This window comes from Coprococcus sp. RTP21428st1_C9_RTP21428_210409 (assembly GCF_040227395.1).
Taxonomy (GTDB): Bacteria; Bacillota; Clostridia; order Lachnospirales; family Lachnospiraceae; genus Coprococcus; species Coprococcus aceti.
The window spans coordinates 4,318-26,719 of the sequence record NZ_JBEHVV010000038.1 but is presented as its reverse complement, the minus strand read 5'-3'; the positions used below and the strand labels follow the sequence as shown (position 1 = coordinate 26,719).

General features: G+C 42.7%; 21 protein-coding genes and 2 pseudogenes. 8 read left to right on the top strand and 15 right to left on the bottom strand.

Going from position 1 to position 22,402, the window contains the following annotated elements:
• A pseudogene (locus ABUA34_RS08710) lies at window positions 1–120 on the bottom strand (DNA mismatch repair protein MutT); the annotation flags it as partial.
• Between the two features lie 191 nt (window positions 121–311).
• On the opposite strand from ABUA34_RS08710, the gene ABUA34_RS08705 reads away from it, so the two are divergent.
• The 3 genes from ABUA34_RS08705 to typA all read left to right on the top strand — a co-directional run bounded on the left by ABUA34_RS08705 (window position 312) and on the right by typA (window position 4,099).
• Window positions 312–1,115 carry a class I SAM-dependent DNA methyltransferase gene (locus tag ABUA34_RS08705; protein ID WP_349823170.1) on the top strand — a complete coding sequence of 268 codons (804 nt, stop codon included), beginning with the start codon at window positions 312–314 and terminating at the stop codon, window positions 1,113–1,115.
• A gap of 142 nt (window positions 1,116–1,257) precedes the next feature.
• Window positions 1,258–2,142, top strand: a complete 885-nt coding sequence (hslO, locus tag ABUA34_RS08700) for an Hsp33 family molecular chaperone HslO (RefSeq protein WP_015533929.1) — start codon at window positions 1,258–1,260, stop codon at window positions 2,140–2,142.
• A gap of 130 nt (window positions 2,143–2,272) precedes the next feature.
• Window positions 2,273–4,099 (top strand): translational GTPase TypA, encoded by a 1,827-nt coding sequence (typA, locus tag ABUA34_RS08695; protein WP_349823169.1) that lies wholly within the window; start codon window positions 2,273–2,275, stop codon window positions 4,097–4,099.
• A 243-nt stretch (window positions 4,100–4,342) separates the two neighbouring features.
• On the opposite strand, the gene ABUA34_RS08690 is transcribed toward typA, so the two are convergent.
• From ABUA34_RS08690 to ABUA34_RS08680, 3 genes are all read right to left on the bottom strand, one after another.
• Window positions 4,343–5,719 (bottom strand): ABC transporter permease, encoded by a 1,377-nt coding sequence (locus ABUA34_RS08690; RefSeq protein ID WP_349823168.1) that lies wholly within the window; start codon window positions 5,717–5,719, stop codon window positions 4,343–4,345.
• Between the two features lie 41 nt (window positions 5,720–5,760).
• Window positions 5,761–6,105 (bottom strand): COG1361 family protein, encoded by a 345-nt coding sequence (locus tag ABUA34_RS08685; protein ID WP_173795712.1) that lies wholly within the window; start codon window positions 6,103–6,105, stop codon window positions 5,761–5,763.
• A gap of 208 nt (window positions 6,106–6,313) precedes the next feature.
• Window positions 6,314–6,673, bottom strand: a complete 360-nt coding sequence (locus ABUA34_RS08680) for a helix-turn-helix transcriptional regulator (RefSeq protein ID WP_022215893.1) — start codon at window positions 6,671–6,673, stop codon at window positions 6,314–6,316.
• A 221-nt stretch (window positions 6,674–6,894) separates the two neighbouring features.
• Between ABUA34_RS08680 and ABUA34_RS08675 the strand changes: the two genes are divergently transcribed.
• The 5 genes and pseudogenes from ABUA34_RS08675 to ABUA34_RS08655 all read left to right on the top strand — a co-directional run bounded on the left by ABUA34_RS08675 (window position 6,895) and on the right by ABUA34_RS08655 (window position 9,450).
• On the top strand, window positions 6,895–7,560 hold the full coding sequence (locus ABUA34_RS08675; protein WP_349823167.1) for a response regulator transcription factor: 666 nt from the start codon (window positions 6,895–6,897) through the stop codon (window positions 7,558–7,560).
• Window positions 7,561–7,601: 41 nt separating this feature from the next.
• A complete protein-coding gene (locus tag ABUA34_RS08670; protein ID WP_349823166.1) occupies window positions 7,602–8,060 on the top strand; it encodes a hypothetical protein in 459 nt (152 codons plus the stop codon).
• Window positions 8,036–8,107, top strand: a pseudogene (locus tag ABUA34_RS08665) (hypothetical protein); the annotation flags it as partial. The gene ABUA34_RS08670 and the pseudogene ABUA34_RS08665, both read left to right, overlap by 25 nt.
• 21 nt (window positions 8,108–8,128) lie before the next feature.
• Window positions 8,129–8,878: a sensor histidine kinase gene (locus ABUA34_RS08660; RefSeq protein WP_349823165.1), complete on the top strand. Its 750-nt coding sequence runs from the start codon at window positions 8,129–8,131 to the stop codon at window positions 8,876–8,878.
• 56 nt (window positions 8,879–8,934) lie between these two features.
• Window positions 8,935–9,450 carry an immunoglobulin-like domain-containing protein gene (locus ABUA34_RS08655; RefSeq protein WP_022215889.1) on the top strand — a complete coding sequence of 172 codons (516 nt, stop codon included), beginning with the start codon at window positions 8,935–8,937 and terminating at the stop codon, window positions 9,448–9,450.
• Window positions 9,451–9,593: 143 nt separating this feature from the next.
• Here the strand turns inward: ABUA34_RS08655 and ABUA34_RS08650 are convergent, their stop codons facing one another.
• The 11 genes from ABUA34_RS08650 to ABUA34_RS08600 all read right to left on the bottom strand — a co-directional run bounded on the left by ABUA34_RS08650 (window position 9,594) and on the right by ABUA34_RS08600 (window position 22,220).
• Complete coding sequence (locus ABUA34_RS08650) at window positions 9,594–9,755, bottom strand: hypothetical protein (RefSeq protein ID WP_349823164.1); 162 nt, start codon at window positions 9,753–9,755, stop codon at window positions 9,594–9,596.
• Window positions 9,756–9,791: 36 nt separating this feature from the next.
• The gene (locus ABUA34_RS08645) at window positions 9,792–10,478 is read right to left on the bottom strand and encodes a hypothetical protein (protein ID WP_349823163.1); all 687 of its coding nucleotides are present in this window, start codon (window positions 10,476–10,478) and stop codon (window positions 9,792–9,794) included.
• A 123-nt stretch (window positions 10,479–10,601) separates the two neighbouring features.
• Window positions 10,602–10,817, bottom strand: a complete 216-nt coding sequence (locus ABUA34_RS08640) for a hypothetical protein (protein ID WP_015533935.1) — start codon at window positions 10,815–10,817, stop codon at window positions 10,602–10,604.
• Window positions 10,818–11,113: 296 nt separating this feature from the next.
• Window positions 11,114–12,865: an aspartate--tRNA ligase gene (aspS, locus tag ABUA34_RS08635; protein ID WP_022215887.1), complete on the bottom strand. Its 1,752-nt coding sequence runs from the start codon at window positions 12,863–12,865 to the stop codon at window positions 11,114–11,116.
• Between the two features lie 561 nt (window positions 12,866–13,426).
• Entirely contained in the window at window positions 13,427–13,789 is a 363-nt protein-coding gene (locus ABUA34_RS08630; RefSeq protein ID WP_015533938.1) for a YccF domain-containing protein, read from the bottom strand.
• Between the two features lie 89 nt (window positions 13,790–13,878).
• Complete coding sequence (locus ABUA34_RS08625) at window positions 13,879–14,847, bottom strand: tRNA dihydrouridine synthase (RefSeq protein WP_055146980.1); 969 nt, start codon at window positions 14,845–14,847, stop codon at window positions 13,879–13,881.
• A gap of 126 nt (window positions 14,848–14,973) precedes the next feature.
• The gene (locus ABUA34_RS08620) at window positions 14,974–16,395 is read right to left on the bottom strand and encodes a sodium-dependent transporter (RefSeq protein ID WP_055280491.1); all 1,422 of its coding nucleotides are present in this window, start codon (window positions 16,393–16,395) and stop codon (window positions 14,974–14,976) included.
• 23 nt (window positions 16,396–16,418) lie between these two features.
• The gene (locus tag ABUA34_RS08615; protein ID WP_173795715.1) at window positions 16,419–17,270 is read right to left on the bottom strand and encodes a PHP-associated domain-containing protein; all 852 of its coding nucleotides are present in this window, start codon (window positions 17,268–17,270) and stop codon (window positions 16,419–16,421) included.
• A 38-nt stretch (window positions 17,271–17,308) separates the two neighbouring features.
• Complete coding sequence (lepB, locus tag ABUA34_RS08610; protein ID WP_022215883.1) at window positions 17,309–18,349, bottom strand: signal peptidase I; 1,041 nt, start codon at window positions 18,347–18,349, stop codon at window positions 17,309–17,311.
• A 132-nt stretch (window positions 18,350–18,481) separates the two neighbouring features.
• Entirely contained in the window at window positions 18,482–19,933 is a 1,452-nt protein-coding gene (gene guaB / locus ABUA34_RS08605; RefSeq protein WP_015533942.1) for an IMP dehydrogenase, read from the bottom strand.
• Window positions 19,934–20,084: 151 nt separating this feature from the next.
• The gene (locus ABUA34_RS08600) at window positions 20,085–22,220 is read right to left on the bottom strand and encodes an LTA synthase family protein (RefSeq protein WP_055273298.1); all 2,136 of its coding nucleotides are present in this window, start codon (window positions 22,218–22,220) and stop codon (window positions 20,085–20,087) included.
• Window positions 22,221–22,402 lie beyond the last annotated feature (182 nt).

The window sequence follows — 22,402 nt, the reverse complement described above, 5'->3', positions numbered from 1 at the left end:
GTTCTGGAGCACACCGAGCACTGTGAGGTGATAATCCCCCGGCTGCATATTCCAGTCATTTCTCTTCATAGTGCGTCCTGTAGGCTGCTTGTTCACATCGTAAATATCCCAGTATTCCATCTCTGCTTGTCCTCTTTCTGATTTTTATATTTGTTCTGCCCAGTAACATAATAAATGCTATTTTAAGTTTCTTCAACAATCATTCGAATTTTATGCATAATTATTTATTGCAGTTTACTATAAAACTTAAGCTGTGGTACAATTCAAACTGTTATCAAGAGATTTGACCAGCGCAGGCTGAAGGAGGAAGCATGAACGCTTATGAGGTATTTGCCAGTGTCTATGATGAACTGATGGACAACATTCCATATGATGACTGGTGCACATATATAATAGAAGTTTTGAGAAAATACGGAGTGGACGAAGGGCTCATATGTGAGCTTGGATGTGGCACCGGAGAGATAACGGAAAGGCTGGCGGACGCAGGATATGACATGATCGGTATCGACAATTCATATGAGATGCTTGAGGTGGCAAATGAGAAAAAGCTGGATACAGGACATGAATCCATCTTATATCTCATGCAGGACATGAGGGAGTTTGAGCTCTTCGGCACGGTGAATGCCATCGTGTGCGTGTGCGACAGCATCAACTATCTTACGGAGCTTGCCGACATAACCCACGTATTCAGGCTGGCAAATAACTATCTCGAATCAAAGGGCATATTTATCTGCGACTTCAAGACTCGCCACTATTTCAAGGATGTGGTTGCCGACAGCACCATAGCCGAGGACAGGGACGACGTGAGCTTTATCTGGGATAACTACTACGATACGGAAACCGATATAAATGAGCTGGCTCTCAGCCTGTTTCTCCCAGAATACCCAGAATCAGGCATTGAGCCGGATGATGAGTGTCCTCTATACAGGAAGTATCAGGAATTTCATTATCAGCGAGGCCTGACCCTTGATGACATGAGGAAATGCGTTGCTGACTCAGGCATGGAGCTCGTCGCCATGTACGATGCATTTACATGGCAGCCAGCCACAGATTCCAGTGAAAGGGTATACGTGATTGCAAGGGAGACACACCAAGATAACAAACACTATGAATAGGCTTGTCTTATCATCATTCATAATATAAAATGGTGAAGATTGTCCAATATATCATTATTATAATGCGATTATATATAGAGATAACCGGACAGATTTCAAAATGTAACAAAACTAATCAACATAGAATAGCGAGGTATACAACATGAGCGATCATATAATAAGAGGTATGGCGGCGAACAATCAGGTAAGATTCTTCGCCGGAACAACAAGAGATATCGTGGAGACTGCAAGATCTATCCACAACACAAGCCCTGTGGCTACAGCCGCACTTGGAAGACTGCTCACAGCAGGAGCACTTATGGGAGCACAGTGCAAGAACGAGTCCGACGTACTCACACTGCAGATCCAGTGCAACGGACCGATCGGAGGACTTACCGTAACTGCAGACGCACATTCAAGAGTCAAGGGATATGTCAACAATCCAAACGTTATCCTTCACGCAAATGACAAGGGTAAGCTGGATGTTGCCAAGGCTCTTGATCTTGGTGTACTTTCAGTTATCAAGGATATCGGTCTCAAGGAGCCTTATGTCGGTCAGACACAGCTCGTGTCCGGTGAGATCGCCGAAGATCTTACTTATTACTTTGCGACATCTGAGCAGATTCCTACATCTGTTGCCCTTGGTGTTCTCATGGAGAAGGACAACACCGTCAAACAGGCAGGCGGCTTCATCATCCAGCTCATGCCATTTGCATCGGATGAGCTCATCGATGTCCTTGAGAAGAGACTTAACGAGTTCTCTTCTATCACCAGTCTCCTCGATGCGGGCAAGACTCCTCTTGACATCATCAAGGATGTATTTGAAGGATATGACGTTGTAGTGACCGATGAGTTGCCTACCGAGTGGCACTGCAACTGCAGCAAGGAGAGATACTACAATGCGGTACTCAGCCTTGGCAAAAAAGAGATCGCAAGTCTTCTTGAAGAGGGCGAGCCTATAGAGGTCAACTGCCAGTTCTGCAACTCTCATTACAAGTTCTCACCTGACGAACTCAAAGAGATGCTGCTCAAAGCGGCTGCAAAATAATCATTTTTCCGCCATTTGCCCTCATTTTTACAACATTTTTGTATATTATAATTATTGCATTGGTTTTTTCACTATGCTAGAATGTTAACCGTTGTAAAGTAGACTAAATTTGAAAGAAAGAGTGAAAATTATGAAGATAACAAGAGATGATATCAGAAATGTGGCTATCATCGCCCACGTTGACCACGGTAAAACAACACTTGTAGACGAGCTCTTAAAGCAGAGCGGTGTGTTCCGTGACAATCAGGAGGTCGCTGAGCGTGTCATGGATTCCAACGATATCGAGCGTGAAAGAGGAATCACTATCCTCTCCAAGAATACTGCCGTAACATATGGAAGCACCAAGATCAACATCATTGATACTCCGGGTCATGCAGACTTCGGCGGTGAGGTTGAGCGAGTTCTTAAGATGGTAAACGGAGTAATCCTCGTTGTTGATGCATTTGAGGGTCCTATGCCACAGACCAAGTTCGTTCTGAAGAAGGCTCTTGAGCTTAATCTTGCAGTTATCGTATGTGTAAATAAATGTGATCGTCCTGAGGCACGTCCTGACGAGGTAGTTGACGAAGTTCTTGAGCTCCTCATCGAGCTCGATGCAAATGAGGATCAGCTTGACTGCCCATTTGTATTTGCTTCTGCCAAGTCCGGTTATGCAACACTTGACTCATCCAAGCCAGGCACAGACATGAAGCCTCTGTTCGACACTATAATTGATTACATTCCTGCTCCTACAGGCGATCCTGAGGCAGGTGTACAGATGCTTGTCAGCACAATCGACTACAACGAGTACGTTGGACGTATCGGTGTCGGCAAGGTCGACAATGGTGTCCTCAAGGTAAATGAGGATCTTGTCATAGTAAATGAGCATGCCCCGGACAAGCTCGAGAGGGTTCGTATCGGAAAGCTTTTCGAGTATGAGGGTCTTAACAAGATAGAGGTTAAGGAAGCACAGATAGGTTCTATCGTTGCTGTTTCAGGCATCGCAGATGTACAGATAGGTGATACTCTCTGCTCCCCTGAGAATCCTGACCCAATTCCTTTCCAGAAGATTTCTGAGCCAACCATCGCCATGACATTCATGGTAAATGACTCTCCTCTCGCAGGCAAGGAAGGTAAGTTCGTAACATCAAGACATCTCCGTGAGAGACTTTTCAGAGAGCTGAACACAGATGTCAGCCTCCGAGTTGAGGAGACTGACACAACTGAGGCTTTCAAGGTTTCAGGCCGTGGTGAGCTTCACCTGTCAGTCCTCATCGAGAACATGAGACGTGAAGGTTATGAATTTGCAGTAAGTAAGGCTGAGGTTATCTACAAGGAAGATGAGCTCGGACATAAGCTTGAGCCATTTGAGATCGCTTATATAGATGTTCCTGACGAATTTGCAGGTACTATCATCAACATGCTGAACCAGAGAAAGGGTGAGCTTCAGGGAATGGCTCCTACAGGAAATGGAACCACAAGACTTGAGTTCTCTGTTCCATCCCGTGGACTTATCGGATTCCGTGGTGACTTCATGACAGCTACCAAGGGTACAGGTATCATCAACACAACATTTGACGAGTATCTTCCATACAAGGGTGACATGAGCTACCGTTCAAAGGGATCACTCATCGCATTCGAGTCAGGTACTTCGATCACATATGGTCTTTTCAACGCACAGGAGCGTGGAACACTGTTCATCGGACCTGGTGAGCAGGTTTACGCCGGTATGGTTGTAGGTGAGAATCCTCGTGCTGAGGACATGGAGGTCAATGTCTGCAAGAAGAAGCAGCTTACCAACACACGTTCTTCAGGATCAGATGATGCTCTCAAGCTTTCACCTCCAAAGGTGATGAGTCTTGAGCAGGCTCTTGACTTCATCGACACTGATGAGCTTCTGGAGATCACACCAAAGTCATTCAGAATCCGTAAGAAGATTCTTGACCATACTCTCCGTTACAGAGCCAACAGGAAATAAGGACGGACGAAAAGTCCTTTGAGATAGTGAAGCCCGTACCCTGTAAGGATGTGGATCCATCACGGGATATACAACAAAAGCAGAGACAGTTCACACATTCTTTGTGTTTTGTGTGAGTTGTCTCTGCTTTTTTTGTGCGTAAAACTGTATCTTTTTTGCTTATTTTCCTCTGAATGATACAACTTTTCTGTTTTTTGTATCTTTCTGGCTTTTTCTTTATGTTTGCGATAATTTTGTGACCTTTTACCTCCTTGTCACGGCGTCTATTGGTCTTAGTTTTGAGGCCCATCTTGCTGGGAAATAGCCTGCTGCCACTCCGAGGATCACGGAGCCGAGGACTCCGGCCAGTGCAAGCCACCATGGGATCATGGCTATCTGGGTTCCTTTTGCAAGGTTGAACATGGAGACGGCGGCTTTATTCACCACTATTCTCACTCCGTAGGAGGATAATACTCCGAGGACGCCTCCGACAAGTCCTATCACTGCGGCCTCCATGAGGAACAGAAGTCTGAGCTCGTCTATGTCGCAGCCGAGGACCTTCAATATACCGATCTCGTTTACCCGGTCGAATACAGAGGTCGTCATGGTGTTGCTTATTCCTATGACAGCCACAATAAGTGCTATCATTCCGATTCCGCCGAGAAGAAGCTGTATCATCTTGAGGTACTTCTGTATCGTGTCCAGATATTCCTTGGAATTCTCTGTCTGATACCCCATGTCCTGAAGCTTTTTTACCATCGCATCGACGTTATTTATATCATCTACGATCACCACCGCTGATGTGTAGACAAATTCACGGTAGCTGTTGCCATTGCCATCCACCGGCTGACCGTAAAGCTTGCCATCGGCGCTGACCTTTCTGAGCAGGCTTTTCAGTGAATCCATATCACAGTATATCGTCTGAGACTTCTCGCTGTAGCTGTCAGAGATGTCCAGCGATTCGTCAGACTCTTCATCCTGAACTGCACTGTCATAAGAAGTGTCAGCAGAAGCATTGTCAGAGCTGTTATCCGTATCTCCATCAGATAAAACCCCGGCGAGTTTCAGTTTGAATATCCTGTCACTTTCACCGCTCCATCCGACGGTCGTGTCAAATCTCTTTCCGACAAGGGATGCAATACTCTTCTTCTCTCTCTTCTCGTAACTGTCAAATGTCTTTTGATTGAAGAACATTTTGCCCACACTGCCGCCCGAGATCAGTTCAGGTGTCCCATGTGAAGAATTGCTGTTTTCCCCATAGGCCAGACTCCAGCCATCAAGCTCATTTCCCGGCACACCCACAAGATTGCCAAAGTATTCATACTCCCCATACTTCATACTCACAGGCACCTCATACAGAGGATAACAACCATCCACATTTGCAAGATCTGTCAATGTAGATATCGTTCTGTCCGTTATCATTCGATCCTTATGCTTACTTCCGGTCTCACTGTATAACGTTATCTGGTTGACACTTCCACTTGCAACCGCAGAATCTATCATCTCGTTCTTGACTCCGATTCCCACAGCCAGAAGTGCTACAACCGATATAACACCTATCATCACGCCGAGAACGGTGAGAAATGTTCTGATCTTTCTTCTCTTCATATTCATAAGACACAAATGCCATATCCACCCCATACAATCCATCTCCTTATAAACTCTCTCCCCGTGACCGGAATCTAAAGTTCATCAAGAATCTCCTTTTTTCTCCTGTGCTTTCTTATCGCACATATACAGAACAGAGCTATCACTATAACCACAGCAATTACACCATATAACACCTTTTTATCACTGCTTTTTGTGCTGTCCTTTATCTTCTCTACATTGTCATACACCGGAGATTCCACAGTCGCCTTGAAATTCCCCTCAATCGTCGTCTCATTCCCCTCTTTGTCCTCATATGTAACTATCACCTTTGACATATCACCGCTCGCAGCAGTCGTCGCCACGGCATTCGTGAGGATATCTATGCTTCCGCTCTTTCCAGACTCTATATTGCCTATATACGTCTCAATCTCCTCCACACTTCCCAACAAGCAATTTTCAACCGACGCACCGCAGGACGGGAGGGCGAAAATACGGAAAAGGGTACTCTTTTCCTATGCTTGCTAAGAAAGTTTTTTCCTCACTTATCACTACAACGGAACTCCCAGTATGCCAAAAAGCGCAAAAGAAAAACGCCGCAATTCTGCGACGCTTCATTCACTTTATGCAGACAAAAACGAGGGAACTTTATTCCCCCGTCCTGTCATTGTTGGCTTCCTCTATGCCTTTTGCAGTAGCAGACATGATTTTTAAGTCTGTTTCGCTCATTGTGTCAAGCATGGTATCGAGCTGACGGCGGCGTGTGGACTTCTCTTGTTCCCGTTCCGGGAAAAAGAACTGGTCTACTGATACGTCAAGCAGGGTTACAAGCTCATATAAAATCTGTAAACTTGGGTGCTGCCCGCTGTTTTCAATGGACGCGATATACCGGGGCGCAATATTCAGTGTGTCGGCTAACTGATTGCGTGATATTCCCTTTGCTTTTCTTGCTGCTTTAATGGCTTGCCCGAAAGCCTTAAAATCATACTTCACTTTATCCTGCTTCATATTTTTCACCCTATTACATTTTACTGTTCCTCTTTTCTTTGAGATATGATTACACATATCATAGTATTGATGGTAATAGAGCATAAAACATGCAGAGTAAGGTTGCTACAACTCATATTGCCATATATAATATCTAATGACATCGAAAATTAAAGAAATTGATTAGAAATAGATTTTTGTTTGATAATCTTAAATCAGATATTCACAATGGAGGCACATTTATGTCGCAGAGTATTTTAATTGTAGACGATGAAAAAGAAATTGTATCAATGCTGTATTGCTATTTCAGCAAACTTGGATATACGGTATATACTGCAACAGCAGGAAATGCTGCATTAAAAGAAGTAGAAAAAAAACCTGACATTATTTTGTTAGACGTTAATATGCCAGATATTGATGGATTTACTGTTTGTGAAAGAATACGGGATTATGTTTCATGCCCTATAATTTTTTTAACAGCACGCATTGAAGATAGTGATAAAATAAAAGGATTTTCTATTGGCGCAGACGACTATGTAATAAAACCATTTTCTGTTGATGAATTAGAAGCTCGCATTGCAGCACATCTTCGCAGAGAAAAAAGACACAATACATCTTCAAAGGTGCAATTTGATGAAGATATGGTTATAGATTATTCCTCACGTATTGTGTTTTATCATAATAAGGATATAGCTTTTACCAAAAAGGAATTTGATATAATATCTTTCCTTTCACAAAACAAAGGAATTGTTTTTGACCGGGAAACTATTTATGAAAAAGTTTGGGGATTAGACGGCATTGGTGATAATACAGTTGTTACAGAACATATCAGACGTATTAGGGCAAAATTTTTATCTTTAGGCGATAGACCTTACATTGAAACTGTTTGGGGGTGCGGATATAAATAGAAAAATTAAAGAGAAGCAGATGGTTCAATCGGTTAAATAGCATGAGTATTAGGATGTCCTTTGTTCTTTATGCTTTGTTTTCATTGTTGATTGGAATAATTATTTGTATACTTTTAATTTCAATGGTTGACAAATACAGAATAAATTTGAACTATAAGTATGAAAATATGTCAACAAGGTATGATATACCGGAAAATGGTTCATTTACCGCCGCTTATAGTAATGACCAAACAAAATACACAATATTTGATACGAAAGGAAACGAGATATGCAAGTTCAATGTTGATTATCAAAAAGAACGCCCAGTACACGAATATGTCTATCCGAACCATGTTTCATATATCGAAGTTTCACCTAATTTTACAAACCGGGATAGGCTTATTGACAGTGTTTTAGGTTCATTAAATGTTGCAATTATTCCTATCGTATTATCTATTAATATGATATGTTGTGTAACATTTTTTTATAAAAAAAAATATCGAAACCTATTAAGCTATTAACTAATGCGTATCATAAAATTGAAGCAAATGACTTAGATTTTACGTTATCATATCCATTAAATGATGAAATGGGAAAACTCTGTCATGCCTTTGAAAAAATGAAAGACTGTTTGGCGAAAAATAATGAAACTATGTTTCGACAATTTGCTGAACAGCGCCGTCTAAACGCTGCTTTTTCACATGACTTACGCACTCCTTTGACTTTACTAAAGGGTCATGCTACTATGCTGCTTTCCTTTATTCCCAAAGGCTTAGTATCACAAGAAGAAATATTAGATGAAATATCAGTAATGTCAAAAAATGTTTCACGTCTTGAAAAATATGTAAATGCTATGACGAACTTATATAGGTTAGAGGATATTGATATTCCACGGCAACAGATTACATTTCATGCACTTATTGATAATTTTAATAACACAGCAGAAGCACTTTGTTATGACAAACATTTTTCAATTACTACAAGCGGTGATAATATAACCTTGTTTATCAATTTAAATACAGTCATGCAGATTTATGAAAATTTACTCTCTAATAGTATTAGATACGCAAAAAGTGATATTGCTATTAGCGCAGTAATAGAGAATAATAATTTAGTTATATCTGTTTCAGATGATGGTTGCGGGTTTAAAAATATTGATATTGAAAAAGCGACATTACCATTTTATAAATCATCGAAAGATATATCTACTGAACATTTTGGATTAGGGCTGAATATTAGTAAGATTTTAAGTGAAAGACATGGCGGAAATATCCAAATTGCTAATAATGAAGCAGGGGGAGCATGTGTTACAGTAAAAATAAATTGCAATGAAAGTTGATTGAAAATAGACATTTTATTGCTATTATAAATTTAAAAGAAAGGAGATAAGGACAAATGAAAAAAATAATATGTATGTTTCTAAACTTATCGTTATTGGTGTGTATTGTTGGGTGCAGTCAAGCAAAGGACAGTGATAACCATGTAGTACAAGATTATTCCGAAGAATATGAGGTTTCTCCTTATGGAAGTGAAGAAGCACTTGACACTTTGGGTGATTTGAAGATTTCAATGAGTACAGAAAAGGATTTAGATTTGAAGCACCTTTCATTTCTAATAGAAAATACTTCTGATAAAGAATACCGATATTCACCAAATTATTTTGAAATAGAAGCTGAACAATCCGGCACTTGGTATCAACTTAAACAGCTTGATGACCCCTCAAAGAGCAATGAAAAGGATTGTTTTATTAAGCCTAACGAACGATTAACATTAGAAATTGATGTTAAAAGTTTTTATGGAGAATTGCCTGCTGGACACTATCGTTTGATTAAACAATTTGCGTTCTTTGAAAGTGAAAGAGATTGGGATTACGATACATATAATTTATCTTGCGAATTTACGATAAGGTAAAAATTCTCTACTTCATAAGCATGAAATAAAAAAAACGCTTATGAAGTAGAAAGTTCGACTCAGAACTTTTGAAAAGATAGCCAAAAATTACTTTGTGATTTCAGAATAAACATCATGGACTTTTCACACATGTTTTCTTTTTTCTACATCTCTTCGTTTATGATAACACTCTTTATACCTGAGACACTGTTAAGTGCGTTCAGTATACCCGTTACCGCCATGTTGCTATTTTCTTCTGATACACCGCCAAGGTCAAGGTATATCATTATCTGGTCTTCACCCTTATATATATCAATATACCCCATATAGTTTTCTTCATCACCATTTTGTGAAGAATAACCCTACATCACCTGCTGGATCTCTTCAGCTTTCTCATCTGTCACACCGCCGTCAAAATACACACTATATAAAAAGCTCTCTCCGTCAAATCCTGCAACATGTGCCTCGTAGTTCAGGTCAAGCTGATCTATCCCCAATATACTGTCAAAGTCGAATTCTCCGTCTTCTCCAAATCCATATTCTCCATAATTTTCTGCCATAGCATCATCCATATTATCTGCCATTTCACTATTCCCCTCTATCTCATTTTCTTTCTCTGCAACCTCCGTCTCATCCTGTTCTTCCGCTGCAGCATCCTCAGGACTTCTCTCAAACCTCGCATATCCGCTGTCATATTTCAGATAAATGACATTCTTCTCAGTTGTGCTGATATATATTTCCTGTCCAGCTTCAAGATCCACGCCTGCTGCCGCAAAATTCTCTGCAGGATAGTCTTTGCTGTCGACCTTTTTTATCGTTCCCGCGATTTCGTATCCTTCCGGCAATTTCTCATCTCTTCCGGTTGCATTGTAATAATAGATATACCCATCATACATAACCTGTGGCTGCTCTATCATTCCGCTTTCCACACCGGTCGAGGTCTCCACGCCATTTGTTCCTGAAACATTTCCCTCAGAACTACCGCAGGCAGTACATGCCATAATCGAAAGCGCCGCAGCACATATAAATATTTCTTTTCGTATCCCCATACAATTTTCCCCTTTTTAATACTTATTTATGGATGTTATTGTAAACCAGCTAACTGTATGTCCATATTAACATGGCTTTCCCAGCTCTGCAACATACATATTATTAAAGTTGTCACCATATGCTCACTTCCGTCCATCCATATCCTCATCCCGGACATATCTCGCATTGAACTCCATATTGATCTCACGGAGCTCCTTCTTCCCATCAATATAATCCTGGTACATCTCTGTGATACCGCACATGCATCCATCGCAGTAAGCATCTATATTTCCCAGAGAATCGGCAACTATCTGCTCTCGTTCTTCCCTAGTTGTGTCCTTTATAAGAAAACCTGCCATCGTCAAAAGCCTCCTCTTACAATTCTCATAAAAACAATTAAAACCGTTTTTATGCACAAGTACATGTCAAAAAAACAGGCACTTGTAGTTCTTGATACATAAGATATGAAACATATATACAAACGATAATGAAAGTGACTGATCTTCAGCGCTTACTGCTGCTGCGAAGACCGCACCGCTCTTATCGCGGTTTTCGCAGCATGCAAATGTAAGCAAGCTGAAGTGAAGGTAACTGAATGTGTTTGTATATATGTTTTCATATCCATATCTCGAACTACAAGTGCCGTCCGGCCTTTTTACTGTCTGACCTTAATGTGAACCTCACGGAGCTGCTGCTCTGTAACCTCTCCAGGTGCTCCACACATAAGATCCTGTGCATTTCCATTCATTGGGAATGGGATGATCTCTCTGATATTATCCTCGTTTCTGAGAAGCATGATCATTCTGTCCACACCAGGAGCCATACCTGCATGAGGTGGTGCTCCGAACTGGAATGCATTGTAGAGTGCTCCGAACTTCTCCTTCAGATCATCCTCTGTGTATCCTGCGATCTCAAATGCCTTAACCATGATCTTCATGTCGTGGTTTCTTACGGCGCCTGATGAAAGCTCGATACCGTTGCAGACGATATCGTACTGGTAAGCCAGGATATCAAGTGGATCCTTCTCATTTAACGCCTCAAGTCCGCCCTGTGGCATTGAGAACGGATTGTGAGTGAAGATGATCTTCTTGCTCTCCTTGTCGTACTCGTACATTGGGAAGTCATTTATATAGCAGAAACGGAATGCGTTCTTCTCGTTGAGATCAAGTCTGTTACCAAGCTCAACTCTGATCTGTCCTGCAAATGACGCTGCAAGCTCCTCCACGTCTGCGATGAAGAAAATAGTATCTCCAGGCTGAAGGCCTGCAAGCTCTGCGATCTCACCCTTCATATCATCAGGAATGAACTTGTCGATAGGTCCCTTGTATGACATATCCTCAAGTATCTCCAGATATCCAAGGCCGCCCATGCCGATGCTCTGTGCAAACTTGAGCATCTTCTCATGCTGTCCCTTTGAAAGCTTCTTGTGTACATTGATGGCACGTACCGTCTTGCCGTGGAATGGCTTGAATGTACATCTCTGGAAGAAATCTGTAAGATCTATTATTCTAAGTGGGTTTCTGAGGTCAGGCTTATCCGTACCGAACTCAAGCATAGCCTGCTTGTAGCTGATGATCGGATATGGAGCCTGTGTAACAACTGCGCCCTCAGGTGCAAACTTCTCAAATGTTGCTGAGAGGACTTCCTCTCCAATCTTGAATACGTCCTCCTGTGTTGCAAAACTCATCTCAAAGTCGAGCTGGTAGAACTCTCCTGGTGAACGGTCTGCTCTCGCATCCTCATCTCTGAAACAAGGAGCTATCTGGAAGTATTTGTCAAATCCTGATACCATGAGGAGCTGCTTGTACTGCTGTGGTGCCTGTGGAAGTGCATAGAACTTGCCCTTGAACTTTCTTGATGGCACGATGTAATCTCTTGCGCCCTCAGGTGACGAAGCGCAGAGGATAGGTGTCTGGATCTCAAGGAATCCCATCTCAGTCATCTTCTGACGAAGGTAGCTGATGACCTGACTTCTGAATATCATGTTGTCCTTAACCTTCTTGTTTCTGAGGTCAAGATATCTGTACTTGAGTCTCACATCCTCACGTGTCTCCTTGGATGTCTGGATCTCAAATGGAATCTGCTTGTATACCTTACCGAGTATCTCTACAGTCTTCGCCTCAAGCTCGATAGTACCTGTAGGGATCTTAGGGTTGTATGTCTCCTCATCTCTGTGTTCAATGATACCCTCGATTGATACACAGTCCTCCTTTGTTATTCCGTCAAGAAGTGATGTGTCTCTCATTACTACCTGGAGCACGCCATACATATCACGCAGATCGATAAATGATACTCCACCATGGTCACGGATATTCTCTACCCATCCGGCAACCTTAAGTGTCTGTCCCACATCGCCCTCAGTGATCTCGTTCATTGTTCTGTTACGATAAATGTTCTCGATTGTCATCTGTTCTCTCCTTTTCTTTACTATTTGCCTGTGGCTTTATGTCCACTTTGGCTTTTTCAGGATTACGCACTGGCTGTTATTTCTCTTGCAAATAGAAAAAGCTTATGTTCATCCTGAATCAGATGCACATATATATATGCAAATATTCAGGACGAACATAAGCTCTCTCAAACTACCTGTCGGTTACTTGTCTGCTTTAATGTCCGCGGTACCACCTGATTTACCGTTACACGATCTTCGTATATTCAAAGCATCGCGTCCCAGTCCCTCTCAGTCACCTTGCTCATGACCTCTCTGCGTATCGTGCAGCTACGGCTCCCCTACTCGACATAAAACACGTATCCCGCTATGGGCTATATCTTTCAGCTTGCGGCTGGTAAAGTGTTATTCACATATATTCACTCCGCCGGACTCCCACCACCACCGGCTCTCTGTGGGCGATAATCTATGCTACTTCTCTTCGTCATTGCCTTATATATGGCGTCAGCACATATCTGACGCCACATTATTATATTCTAGTGATTCAAGTTCTGTCAACTATATTTATGTATATTTCCACCATCATCCCACAATCTCTGCACCAAACGGCATGAGCGACAGTTTGGCGATCTTAAAGAACTGAAGCCCAAATGGAATTCCGACTATCGTTATGCAAAGCAGCAGCCCCAGGCAGGCATTCTCTACCGCCATAGGTATTCCGCAGCAGAGCAGCCATATGATATTCGCGATCAGCGAGCCAGCCCCGCCTCCATACACTATCTCTTTTCCAAATGGAAAGAATGCAAGTCCTGCAAACTTAAAGCACTGCATCCCAATCGGAATCCCTATTATCGTTATACAGCACAGCACCCCGCTTGCCACCCACGAAAGTCCGCTCAATATTCCGCCACATAAAAACCATATACAATTTCCAAGACATCCCATGATATCATCTCCTAATCATCAAAACACAACTAACATATAGTAATCCAAGCATACACTCATACAATACACCCCATCATACTAAATTCATTTCATCTGCACAGTGCAGCCAGCATCCTGACTGCCGCCTCATACTCACCATTATCTCTAGTCTTCCGGATCTTCTTAAGAGCCCTCTCAGCTCCCTCCACATCATAAAACAGCCTCGACCAGTAAGCCCACAGCTCCTTCATCTTGAACATCGTGTTGCCCCTGCCCACATCCGACTCACAGTAATTCCTGTAAAGTTCATCGTGGAATATGAAGAATCTGTTCCAGTCATATGTACTGTCGCCACACTCTTCTTTTATCCGCTCCGCCAGACAAGGATCAGCTATTATCCCCCTGCCTATCATAACCTTACTTATATCAGGAAAATCGCCCGTGAACCTGTCATAATCCGCCACACTGTTTATATCTCCGTTGTAGCACACTGTGTCTGGTCTTCCATATGAAGCCACACCTTCGGCAAACACTTCCATGTTTGGCGTATTCTTGTAGAAATCCGTCTGTATTCTCGGATGTATGATCAGCTCACTTATCGGATACTTCTTATATATTTCTATGATATCCTCAAACTCCACAGAACTGTCTCTTCCTATTCTGGTCTTTATAGACACATCCATCACGTCGGCGGCAAATACTTCATATAAGAAGTTGTCAAGCCTCTCCGTATCGTATATCAAACCCGAGCCTTTATACTTCGTGACAACAGTTTTTGACGGACAGCCGAGATTGATATTCACCTCGTTATATCCAAGCTCCTTCAGGAACTTTGCGGCCTTCACAAATCCCTCGCCGCTGTTGGTCAGAAGCTGCGGCACCACATTTATCCCCTGATTGTTTTCCGGCAGCACATCCCTTAGTTCCCTGTTTCTGAGAGGACGTCCCTTCGCCGGGGCAATGAACGGCATAAAGTATTTGTCAACGCCGCCGAAATATTTGTGATGTGCATTTCTGTATATGTATCCTGTTATCCCCTCCATCGGGGCAAGATATATCAAATCATCCCTGTTGTTCATCCATCATTCTCCCATTAAATCCGTAAACCCGGTATAAATATCCTGCAATGACATTCCTTATGACAAAAATATAGAGGCCTTCATCACTCACATGACAAATGCCTCTACATTATAAACTATATTGTTCTATTTGAACAGATTTGTAACAAACTGTACAAAGTCAATTCCAAACGACTGGAGAAGCAGCAATGCAAGCAGTATTGGTGCCACAAACTTTACCATGACAATATAGAGCTTCTTTCTTCCAAACTTCTCGCCATTTCTTGTAACCTCGTCTATAACCGTCTTAGGCTTCACTACCCAGCCGATAAGTATACATGACAGGATAGCCACAAGCGGCATGAAGATGTTGTTACTCAGGTAATCCATCACATCGAGGATCTGGGCTGTAGCTCCATTTGGAAGCTTGAGCTCAAAGTACCATATGTTGTAACCGAAACATACGACCAACATTCCGACAACCGCATATACAGTTGTTATGACCGCACTCTTCTTTCTCGTGAGATGGAACTTATCCATAAGTCCTGACACTATCGCTTCCATGACCGATACTGAGGATGTGATCGCCGCAAATGTAACCATGATGAAGAACAGGGCTCCGATGACTGTTCCGACCTTACCCATGGCATTGAATACCTTTGGCAGAGATATGAACATAAGTCCAGGGCCCGCTGACATGCCTTCCGTTCCAGAGAACACATACACCGCAGGGACTATCATCAGACCAGCAAGGAAAGCCACTGCCGTGTCAAATATCTCTATCTGATTGATCGACTTCATAAGGTTAACATCCTTCTTAACATATGAGCCATACGCAACCATGATACCCATAGCGACACTTATCGAGAAGAAGAGCTGTCCCATGGCATCCATTACAACCATGAATATATCCCTGAATGTCATTCCCTTAAAATCAGGAATCAAATATACCTTCAGTCCATCAATTCCTGTTCTGATTGTACCATCATCACCGGTATGCTTGATCGTCAGTGAATAGATTGAAATTCCAATTATAAGAATTACCAATATCGGCATGAGCACCTTGCTAAACTTCTCTATTCCCTTTTCAACACCACAGAATACGACAACGCCTGTGGCCGTAAGGAATATAAGTGCAAATACTATAGGCGCAGTCTGGGCTGTTATAAAACCGGTGAAATAACCGTCACCAGTGGCAGCCTCTGTCTGACCTGTAAAATATGCGGTCATATACTTCAGGACCCATCCTCCGATAGTACAGTAATATGGAAGGATTATAACCGGTACGATCCACGCCAGACCGCCAAGCCATTTCCACTTCTTATGTATAAGACCATAAGCTGTGAGCGGTCCCTGCCGAGTCTTTCTTCCTATTGCAATATCTGTTGTGAGCAGTGTGAATCCAAATGTAAGCGCAAGTATTATATACACAAGTATAAACACACCACCGTTGTCCTTTGCCGCAAGATATGGGAACCTCCATATATTTCCAAGTCCTACCGCACTTCCCGCTGCTGCCATAACAAAGCCCAGCGTCCCCGTAAAATTACTTCTTTCCTTCTTATTCATAATCGCCCTTTCTGTTTTTGCTTTTATTTTTTGCTATCCAGTCCCCTGTCTGAACAGTTACTTTTCATTTTTGCCTTCAGTTTTGCCGATGCCGCAAAGTATGCGCGACATCTCGCAGGATAATTTCGGAATGCGCCATATATATTGTATAAATAAAATCCATACGTCAGGAATTTACCGGCAGGTCCTATCTTGTCCTTCAAGGTCTTCGGGTATCTCTTTCCGCCAACCTCGGGATGATTGCCGTCATTTATATAATTTATCAGATCATCCTCCGAATGTATATGATCCGGAAGATATGTACCTGCAAGTCCGACACAGTTCTCCTTATGGGCATCGCTTCCACCGAAAACAGGTATATCATAGTATGACGCAAGCCTTCTGGCCATCTTATTCCTCTTGACTGATTCACAGCAATTATATCCCTCTATGAAGTCAAAATGCTGTGCATATAGTCTGTGCTCTATCATGCCAAGCCTTCTCGTGCTGCCAAAGCTCATGAACTTCTCGCCAAATGGATGAGCTGGGCCAAGTATACCGCCGCACTCGTGCACAAGCCATATCACCCTGATAAGCGCCATGCCCCTGTGTTCAAACAGGTCGTACACCTCCTCAGGTGTATCTGATGGCAATACGATAAGGAAATGTCCATAGTCAAACGTATCATACTCAATACCTCTGAGCACAGTGAAATCCTTCACCTTATCTTTCTGCCTTAAGTACGCTTTGTATCCGGAATATGAATCATGGTCTGTGACCAGCATTCCGTGAAAACCACGCTGCTTTAACAGATCAATATAATCAAGAATCTTTACTTTGGCATCGGGTGATCCCTCAGCCGTATGACAATGCATGTCAAATCTTACTCTGTTCATGTGACCATCTCCTCTGATTATCCATCATGACATACAATCTAATACTCTGCTCCGTTTCCAAGCCATGTTATCTGTGAAAATGGGAAATACACAAATTCTGCTTTGGCAAGTATTTTGTCACGCTTCACATAGGTATTCTCCCAAAGTCTGGCATCCGCTGAGTTTGGTCTGTTGTCTCCCAGCATAAAGTAACAGTCCTCAGGAACCTGATACGGTCCAAACGATCTTACGTCAGTCCTTGCCTCATCACTCAGATAATCCTCCTTGAGCGGAGTATCACTTCCATTTATATATACCTTACCATCTATGATCTCCACGGTCTCACCCGGCAGTCCTATGATTCTCTTGATATATACCTGGGACTCATCGTCCGGCCACTTGAATATGGCTATATCGCCACGCTCAGGATCAGAGAACTTATATGTAAGCCTGCTTCCTATTATATTGTCTCCAAGCTGTATTGTCTCAAGCATGGAACCAGTAGGTACATTACAGTTTAATATCACAAATCGTCCCAGCAGAAATGCCAGTACGGCGGCCACAACTACTATCACTATACAATCAATCACATCCTGCTTATAATCACGTTTTATATCTCTGCGCCTTATCCTCATCTGATGCCAGACGACACCGCCATGCTCAGATTCACTCACGCCCTCATCCACAAAACCAAATTGTTCGTAGAATGGGATCATGTTCTCTTTACATGTGAGGACGACTCCGTCGAGTTTACATTTGACCGTCTCCTGAAGAACCTCATGCATTATCTTCGCCGCATATCCATTGTGCTGATAGTCCGGCAGAGTTGACACGCCGAATATCATAAGCCAGCGACCCTTCTTGTCGTAGAAGTCCTCGCCCGTATACATGGCATCGCTCAAATCCTTCTCATTAGTAGTAATGCCATTTATACCTGCTATTATTCGTCCGTCCTTCTTGAGCACCCAGAAAGTTTCTCTGTGCGCCTTCAGTCTTCGCTCTATAGACTCCCGGCTTGCTGCCTCAGCCTCAGAAAATGTCTCCTGCTCAAGCATCACAAGCTGGTCAAGATCTTTTTTACCTGGATTGTTTACCTTCATAAATATCCAAACACCTCTTTTCTAAGACACCTATTCTCCATTATCTCACATAACAGAACGGTGTCAAGAAAAAAGGATGCATATCTGACAGATATGCATCCTCTTATCTGAAATCATCTATGCAAATTTCTATTACTCTACACTGTAGTTAGGAGCTTCCTTTGTGATATGGATATCATGTGGATGGCTCTCCTTGAGTGAAGCTGCTGAAATCTTGACGAACTCTGCCTTCTCATGAAGCTCTGCAATGTTCTTTGCTCCGCAGTAACCCATACCTGAACGAAGTCCACCGATGAGCTGGAATACTGTATCCTCAAGTGATCCCTTGTATGCCACACGGCCCTCAACGCCCTCTGGAACAAGCTTTCTTGCGTTCTCCTGGAAGTATCTGTCCTTAGAACCATTCTCCATGGCTGCTATAGATCCCATACCTCTGTATACCTTGTACTTACGTCCCTGATAAAGCTCGAAATCACCAGGAGCCTCATCTGTACCTGCGAACAGGCTTCCCATCATACATACGTTGGCACCTGCTGCCAGAGCCTTTGTGATATCTCCTGAATACTTGATACCGCCATCTGCGATAACAGGGATTCCGGCATTCATAGCTGCATCATATGCCTGCATGATAGCTGTGATCTGTGGTACACCGATACCTGCAACAACTCTTGTTGTACAGATAGAACCAGGTCCGATACCGATCTTGACTGCATCTACACCCATGTCGATCATAGCCTGTGCGCCTGATCTTGTTGCAACGTTACCGGCAATAACCTGAAGGTCAGGATACTTCTCCTTAACCATCTTGAAGGTTCTCAGAACGTTGGCTGAATGTCCATGTGCTGTATCTATAACTATCGCATCAACCTTTGCTGATACGAGCTCTGCAACTCTGTCGAGGATGTTGGCTGTACATCCTACTGCTGCTGCACAGAGAAGTCTGCCCTGTGCGTCATGTGCTGAATATGGGTACTTGATCTGCTTCTCAATATCCTTGATCGTGATGAGTCCCTTCAGATGGAAATCGTCATCAACGATAGGAAGCTTCTCCTTACGAGCCTTTCCAAGGATCTCTCTAGCCTCGTCAAGTGTGATTCCTTCCTTTGCTGTAACAAGACCCTCAGATGTCATTGACTCCTTGATCTTCTTGGTGTAGTCCTTCTCAAACTTCAGGTCACGGTTGGTTATGATTCCAACAAGCTTGCCATCCTCTGTGATAGGTACACCTGAGATTCTGAACTTGCTCATAAGCTCGTCAGCATCTGCCAGTGTATGCTCTGGAGATAAGTAAAATGGATCTGATATTACACCGTTCTCTGAACGCTTTACCTTGTCAACTTCCTCTGCCTGCTTCTCTATGGACATGTTCTTGTGGATAACTCCGATACCACCCTGACGAGCCATGGCAATAGCCATTCTGTGCTCTGTAACTGTGTCCATACCGGCACTCATAAGAGGAATGTTCAACTTAATCTTCTGTGTCAGCTTTGTTGTAAGGTCAACGTCATTTGGTAATACCTCAGAATAAGCAGGTACCAATAAAACGTCATCAAATGTAATTCCTTCGCCAATAATCTTACCCATTTTCTTCTCTCTCTTTCTGTAAAATATTTAATAAGAGCATTGTGCTCATTATGTACGTCAATTAGCCTTAATAGAGAAAACACATCACCCAACACTTATCGCGTTGGGTGATGTTACTTTTTAAACATGCTAACAAATTATATAGTTCTTGTCAAGGCAGTTCTTCCGTCTCCGTGGTCACATTTGTCTCTGTGTCCTCCGGATCTTCAGGATCTCCCTTATATACATAAGTGTCTTCCACTCCGAAATCTATACTGTCGTCTCCGACCTGCGCCACGGATATCTCCTTGCCCGCCTCAAACGAGTCCTCATATGGAAGAAACAGCGTATCTCTGTCTATATAGATAGTCTCCTTCAAAAAGGCATCATCTATCCACACAAATGTACATTCATTGAAGTTGCTTCCGTGGATATAATATCCATTCATAGGCTGTGGCTCCTCAGCACTCTCACCGTCCCCGGAACCATCATTTGCCGTGAAATCCGCTTCTTCATCAACCGGTGGCACATACACGCCCTTTGTGATCTCCGAGATCCTGATCTTGCTTATGCCGTATTTCATATTCGTCGGCTCATATGGCCATCCATCAGGATACATGTATCTCTGTCCATAAAGCATATCATACTCAATGTTCTCGAGATCATCATCATAGTTTGCATAGCCCGGCTTGTACTTTGACTGGAACTTCTGCACATAGCTCTTCTCAAATCCCAGCATATCAAACACCTTTGTGCTGAGCTGATATGCCTCTATATCCTCATCCTCAACCGGGAAGTTCTTCATATTGCTCCAGACAAAATACTCTGTCTGGTAAAGGTCTCCGTTGGTTATATCGTCCTCTGTGATCTCAAATCCAGGAAGATGGTCTCCATACATAACGAGAACGACCGGCTCATCGTACGCCTTAAGTCTGTCTATAAGCTTGCCAATGAAATCGTCCATCTCGTGGAGCTGGTTACAGTAATATGTCCACTGTGTATCAAGGCTCTCATCGCCTGTTCCGGCAACCTTTATAGGATAACTGTAATTCTCCTCGTCAAGCTCTGATGGGTATCTTCCATGTCCCTGTACGCTGACGGTGAATATGAAATCCCGTCCATTGGTGGAGTACAGAGTCTTCATGATCTCACCAGTAAGGACATTGTCCTTCTCCCAGTTCTTCTGAGTATGCTCCAGATTGTACATATACTCCATCGGGGTAAATGTATCAAATCCCATGTTTTTATACACCTTGTATCTGTCATAGAATGTACCATCATGATTGTGCATGGCATGTGTTGAATAACCATCAAGCTTCAGCTGTGTCGCCATGCTCTCTATGGTCTGCTTGCCAAGTATGGTCTTATATGGATACTCACCTGCACCGAAATATGCCACGTTAAATCCCGTGAGCACCTCAAATTCCGAGTTGGCTGTACCTGCACCGATCGCCGGCATCGTCAGGAATCCTGATGTACATTCCTCCTTCAGCTTTGTGAAATTCGGAATAGGATTCTCATTGAACGTGAGGCATTTTACATATGACGGATCCATGAATGACTCAAGCTGTACAAATATAACGTTTGGCTTGTCCTTGCCAAGCTTTGAATCCGTTGTGCCAACACTGTCCAAATCGTCCTTTATCTCAAGCATCTTATCCTCGCTGTAATCACTCGGCTGTCCTATACCTACATCGACCACACTGTTTGAGAAACAGTATACAAATCCATAATTGTTGTATGCCGTTGCAAGGTTTGCAAAATTATCTGATATAGTCTGTGCATTGAGCGCGATCTTGGTGAAGAGCATTACACAGAAGAATGTCGCAACTATAAACACAGTCGTTCTCGTTCTATATATATTGCCCGTAACCGTCGGCGATTTTATGAACAGAACTATGATGGCTGCCAGCGCAACGAACAGAAGCGCAGCTATGAGCACGATCTGCCATACATTAAAATATTTGTCTATGATAGTTATCGTATTCCTCGCCATAAGCATATCGATAGCTGAAAATGGCGTTATTCTGAATCCCAGAACTATGCAGTTCGTGATTCCAAGTATCAGCCATGCAAACGATATAACGCAGTATCCGAATATTCTCTTTCTCATGAGCAGCGAAAGTGTCAGCGTAAAGAAAATGATCGAACAGTTATACAGGAATATGAGCGGCTGATTCCACACATACGATATCGCCTTAAACAGCGAATGTCTTCCAAGAGCTTCCAGAACAACGTCCAGAACAATTGCAAGAACCAGACAGATAAAAACTGCTGAATGATGAAAATTCTTAAGTCTCTCTTTCATAATTTAATCATTACCTCGTAAAAATTATACTTTTTCTGATATTCAACGATTGTGATTGATTATATCACTACATGTCATTTATTCAATAGTAAAAATGTTTAAATTTTATTACCAATCGCTTCTGAGGGCAAAAAAAAATCAGGATTGAATCCTGAGTGTGAATTAATATAAAAGAGCGCGAG

Excerpts from the sequence above, each read along its gene's own strand:
- ABUA34_RS08705 (WP_349823170.1), top strand. The coding sequence starts at position 312 with ATGAACGCTTATGAGGTATTTGCCAGTGTCTATGATGAACTGATGGAC.
- hslO (WP_015533929.1), top strand. The coding sequence starts at position 1,258 with ATGAGCGATCATATAATAAGAGGTATGGCGGCGAACAATCAGGTAAGA.
- typA (WP_349823169.1), top strand. The coding sequence starts at position 2,273 with ATGAAGATAACAAGAGATGATATCAGAAATGTGGCTATCATCGCCCAC.
- ABUA34_RS08690 (WP_349823168.1), bottom strand. The coding sequence starts at position 5,719 with ATGGGGTGGATATGGCATTTGTGTCTTATGAATATGAAGAGAAGAAAG.
- ABUA34_RS08680 (WP_022215893.1), bottom strand. The coding sequence starts at position 6,673 with ATGAAGCAGGATAAAGTGAAGTATGATTTTAAGGCTTTCGGGCAAGCC.
- ABUA34_RS08675 (WP_349823167.1), top strand. The coding sequence starts at position 6,895 with ATGTCGCAGAGTATTTTAATTGTAGACGATGAAAAAGAAATTGTATCA.
- ABUA34_RS08670 (WP_349823166.1), top strand. The coding sequence starts at position 7,602 with ATGAGTATTAGGATGTCCTTTGTTCTTTATGCTTTGTTTTCATTGTTG.
- ABUA34_RS08660 (WP_349823165.1), top strand. The coding sequence starts at position 8,129 with ATGGGAAAACTCTGTCATGCCTTTGAAAAAATGAAAGACTGTTTGGCG.
- ABUA34_RS08655 (WP_022215889.1), top strand. The coding sequence starts at position 8,935 with ATGAAAAAAATAATATGTATGTTTCTAAACTTATCGTTATTGGTGTGT.
- ABUA34_RS08650 (WP_349823164.1), bottom strand. The coding sequence starts at position 9,755 with ATGGGGTATATTGATATATATAAGGGTGAAGACCAGATAATGATATAC.
- ABUA34_RS08645 (WP_349823163.1), bottom strand. The coding sequence starts at position 10,478 with ATGGGGATACGAAAAGAAATATTTATATGTGCTGCGGCGCTTTCGATT.
- ABUA34_RS08640 (WP_015533935.1), bottom strand. The coding sequence starts at position 10,817 with ATGGCAGGTTTTCTTATAAAGGACACAACTAGGGAAGAACGAGAGCAG.
- aspS (WP_022215887.1), bottom strand. The coding sequence starts at position 12,865 with ATGACAATCGAGAACATTTATCGTAACAGAACAATGAACGAGATCACT.
- ABUA34_RS08630 (WP_015533938.1), bottom strand. The coding sequence starts at position 13,789 with ATGGGATGTCTTGGAAATTGTATATGGTTTTTATGTGGCGGAATATTG.
- ABUA34_RS08625 (WP_055146980.1), bottom strand. The coding sequence starts at position 14,847 with ATGAACAACAGGGATGATTTGATATATCTTGCCCCGATGGAGGGGATA.
- ABUA34_RS08620 (WP_055280491.1), bottom strand. The coding sequence starts at position 16,395 with ATGAATAAGAAGGAAAGAAGTAATTTTACGGGGACGCTGGGCTTTGTT.
- ABUA34_RS08615 (WP_173795715.1), bottom strand. The coding sequence starts at position 17,270 with ATGAACAGAGTAAGATTTGACATGCATTGTCATACGGCTGAGGGATCA.
- lepB (WP_022215883.1), bottom strand. The coding sequence starts at position 18,349 with ATGAAGGTAAACAATCCAGGTAAAAAAGATCTTGACCAGCTTGTGATG.
- guaB (WP_015533942.1), bottom strand. The coding sequence starts at position 19,933 with ATGGGTAAGATTATTGGCGAAGGAATTACATTTGATGACGTTTTATTG.
- ABUA34_RS08600 (WP_055273298.1), bottom strand. The coding sequence starts at position 22,220 with ATGAAAGAGAGACTTAAGAATTTTCATCATTCAGCAGTTTTTATCTGT.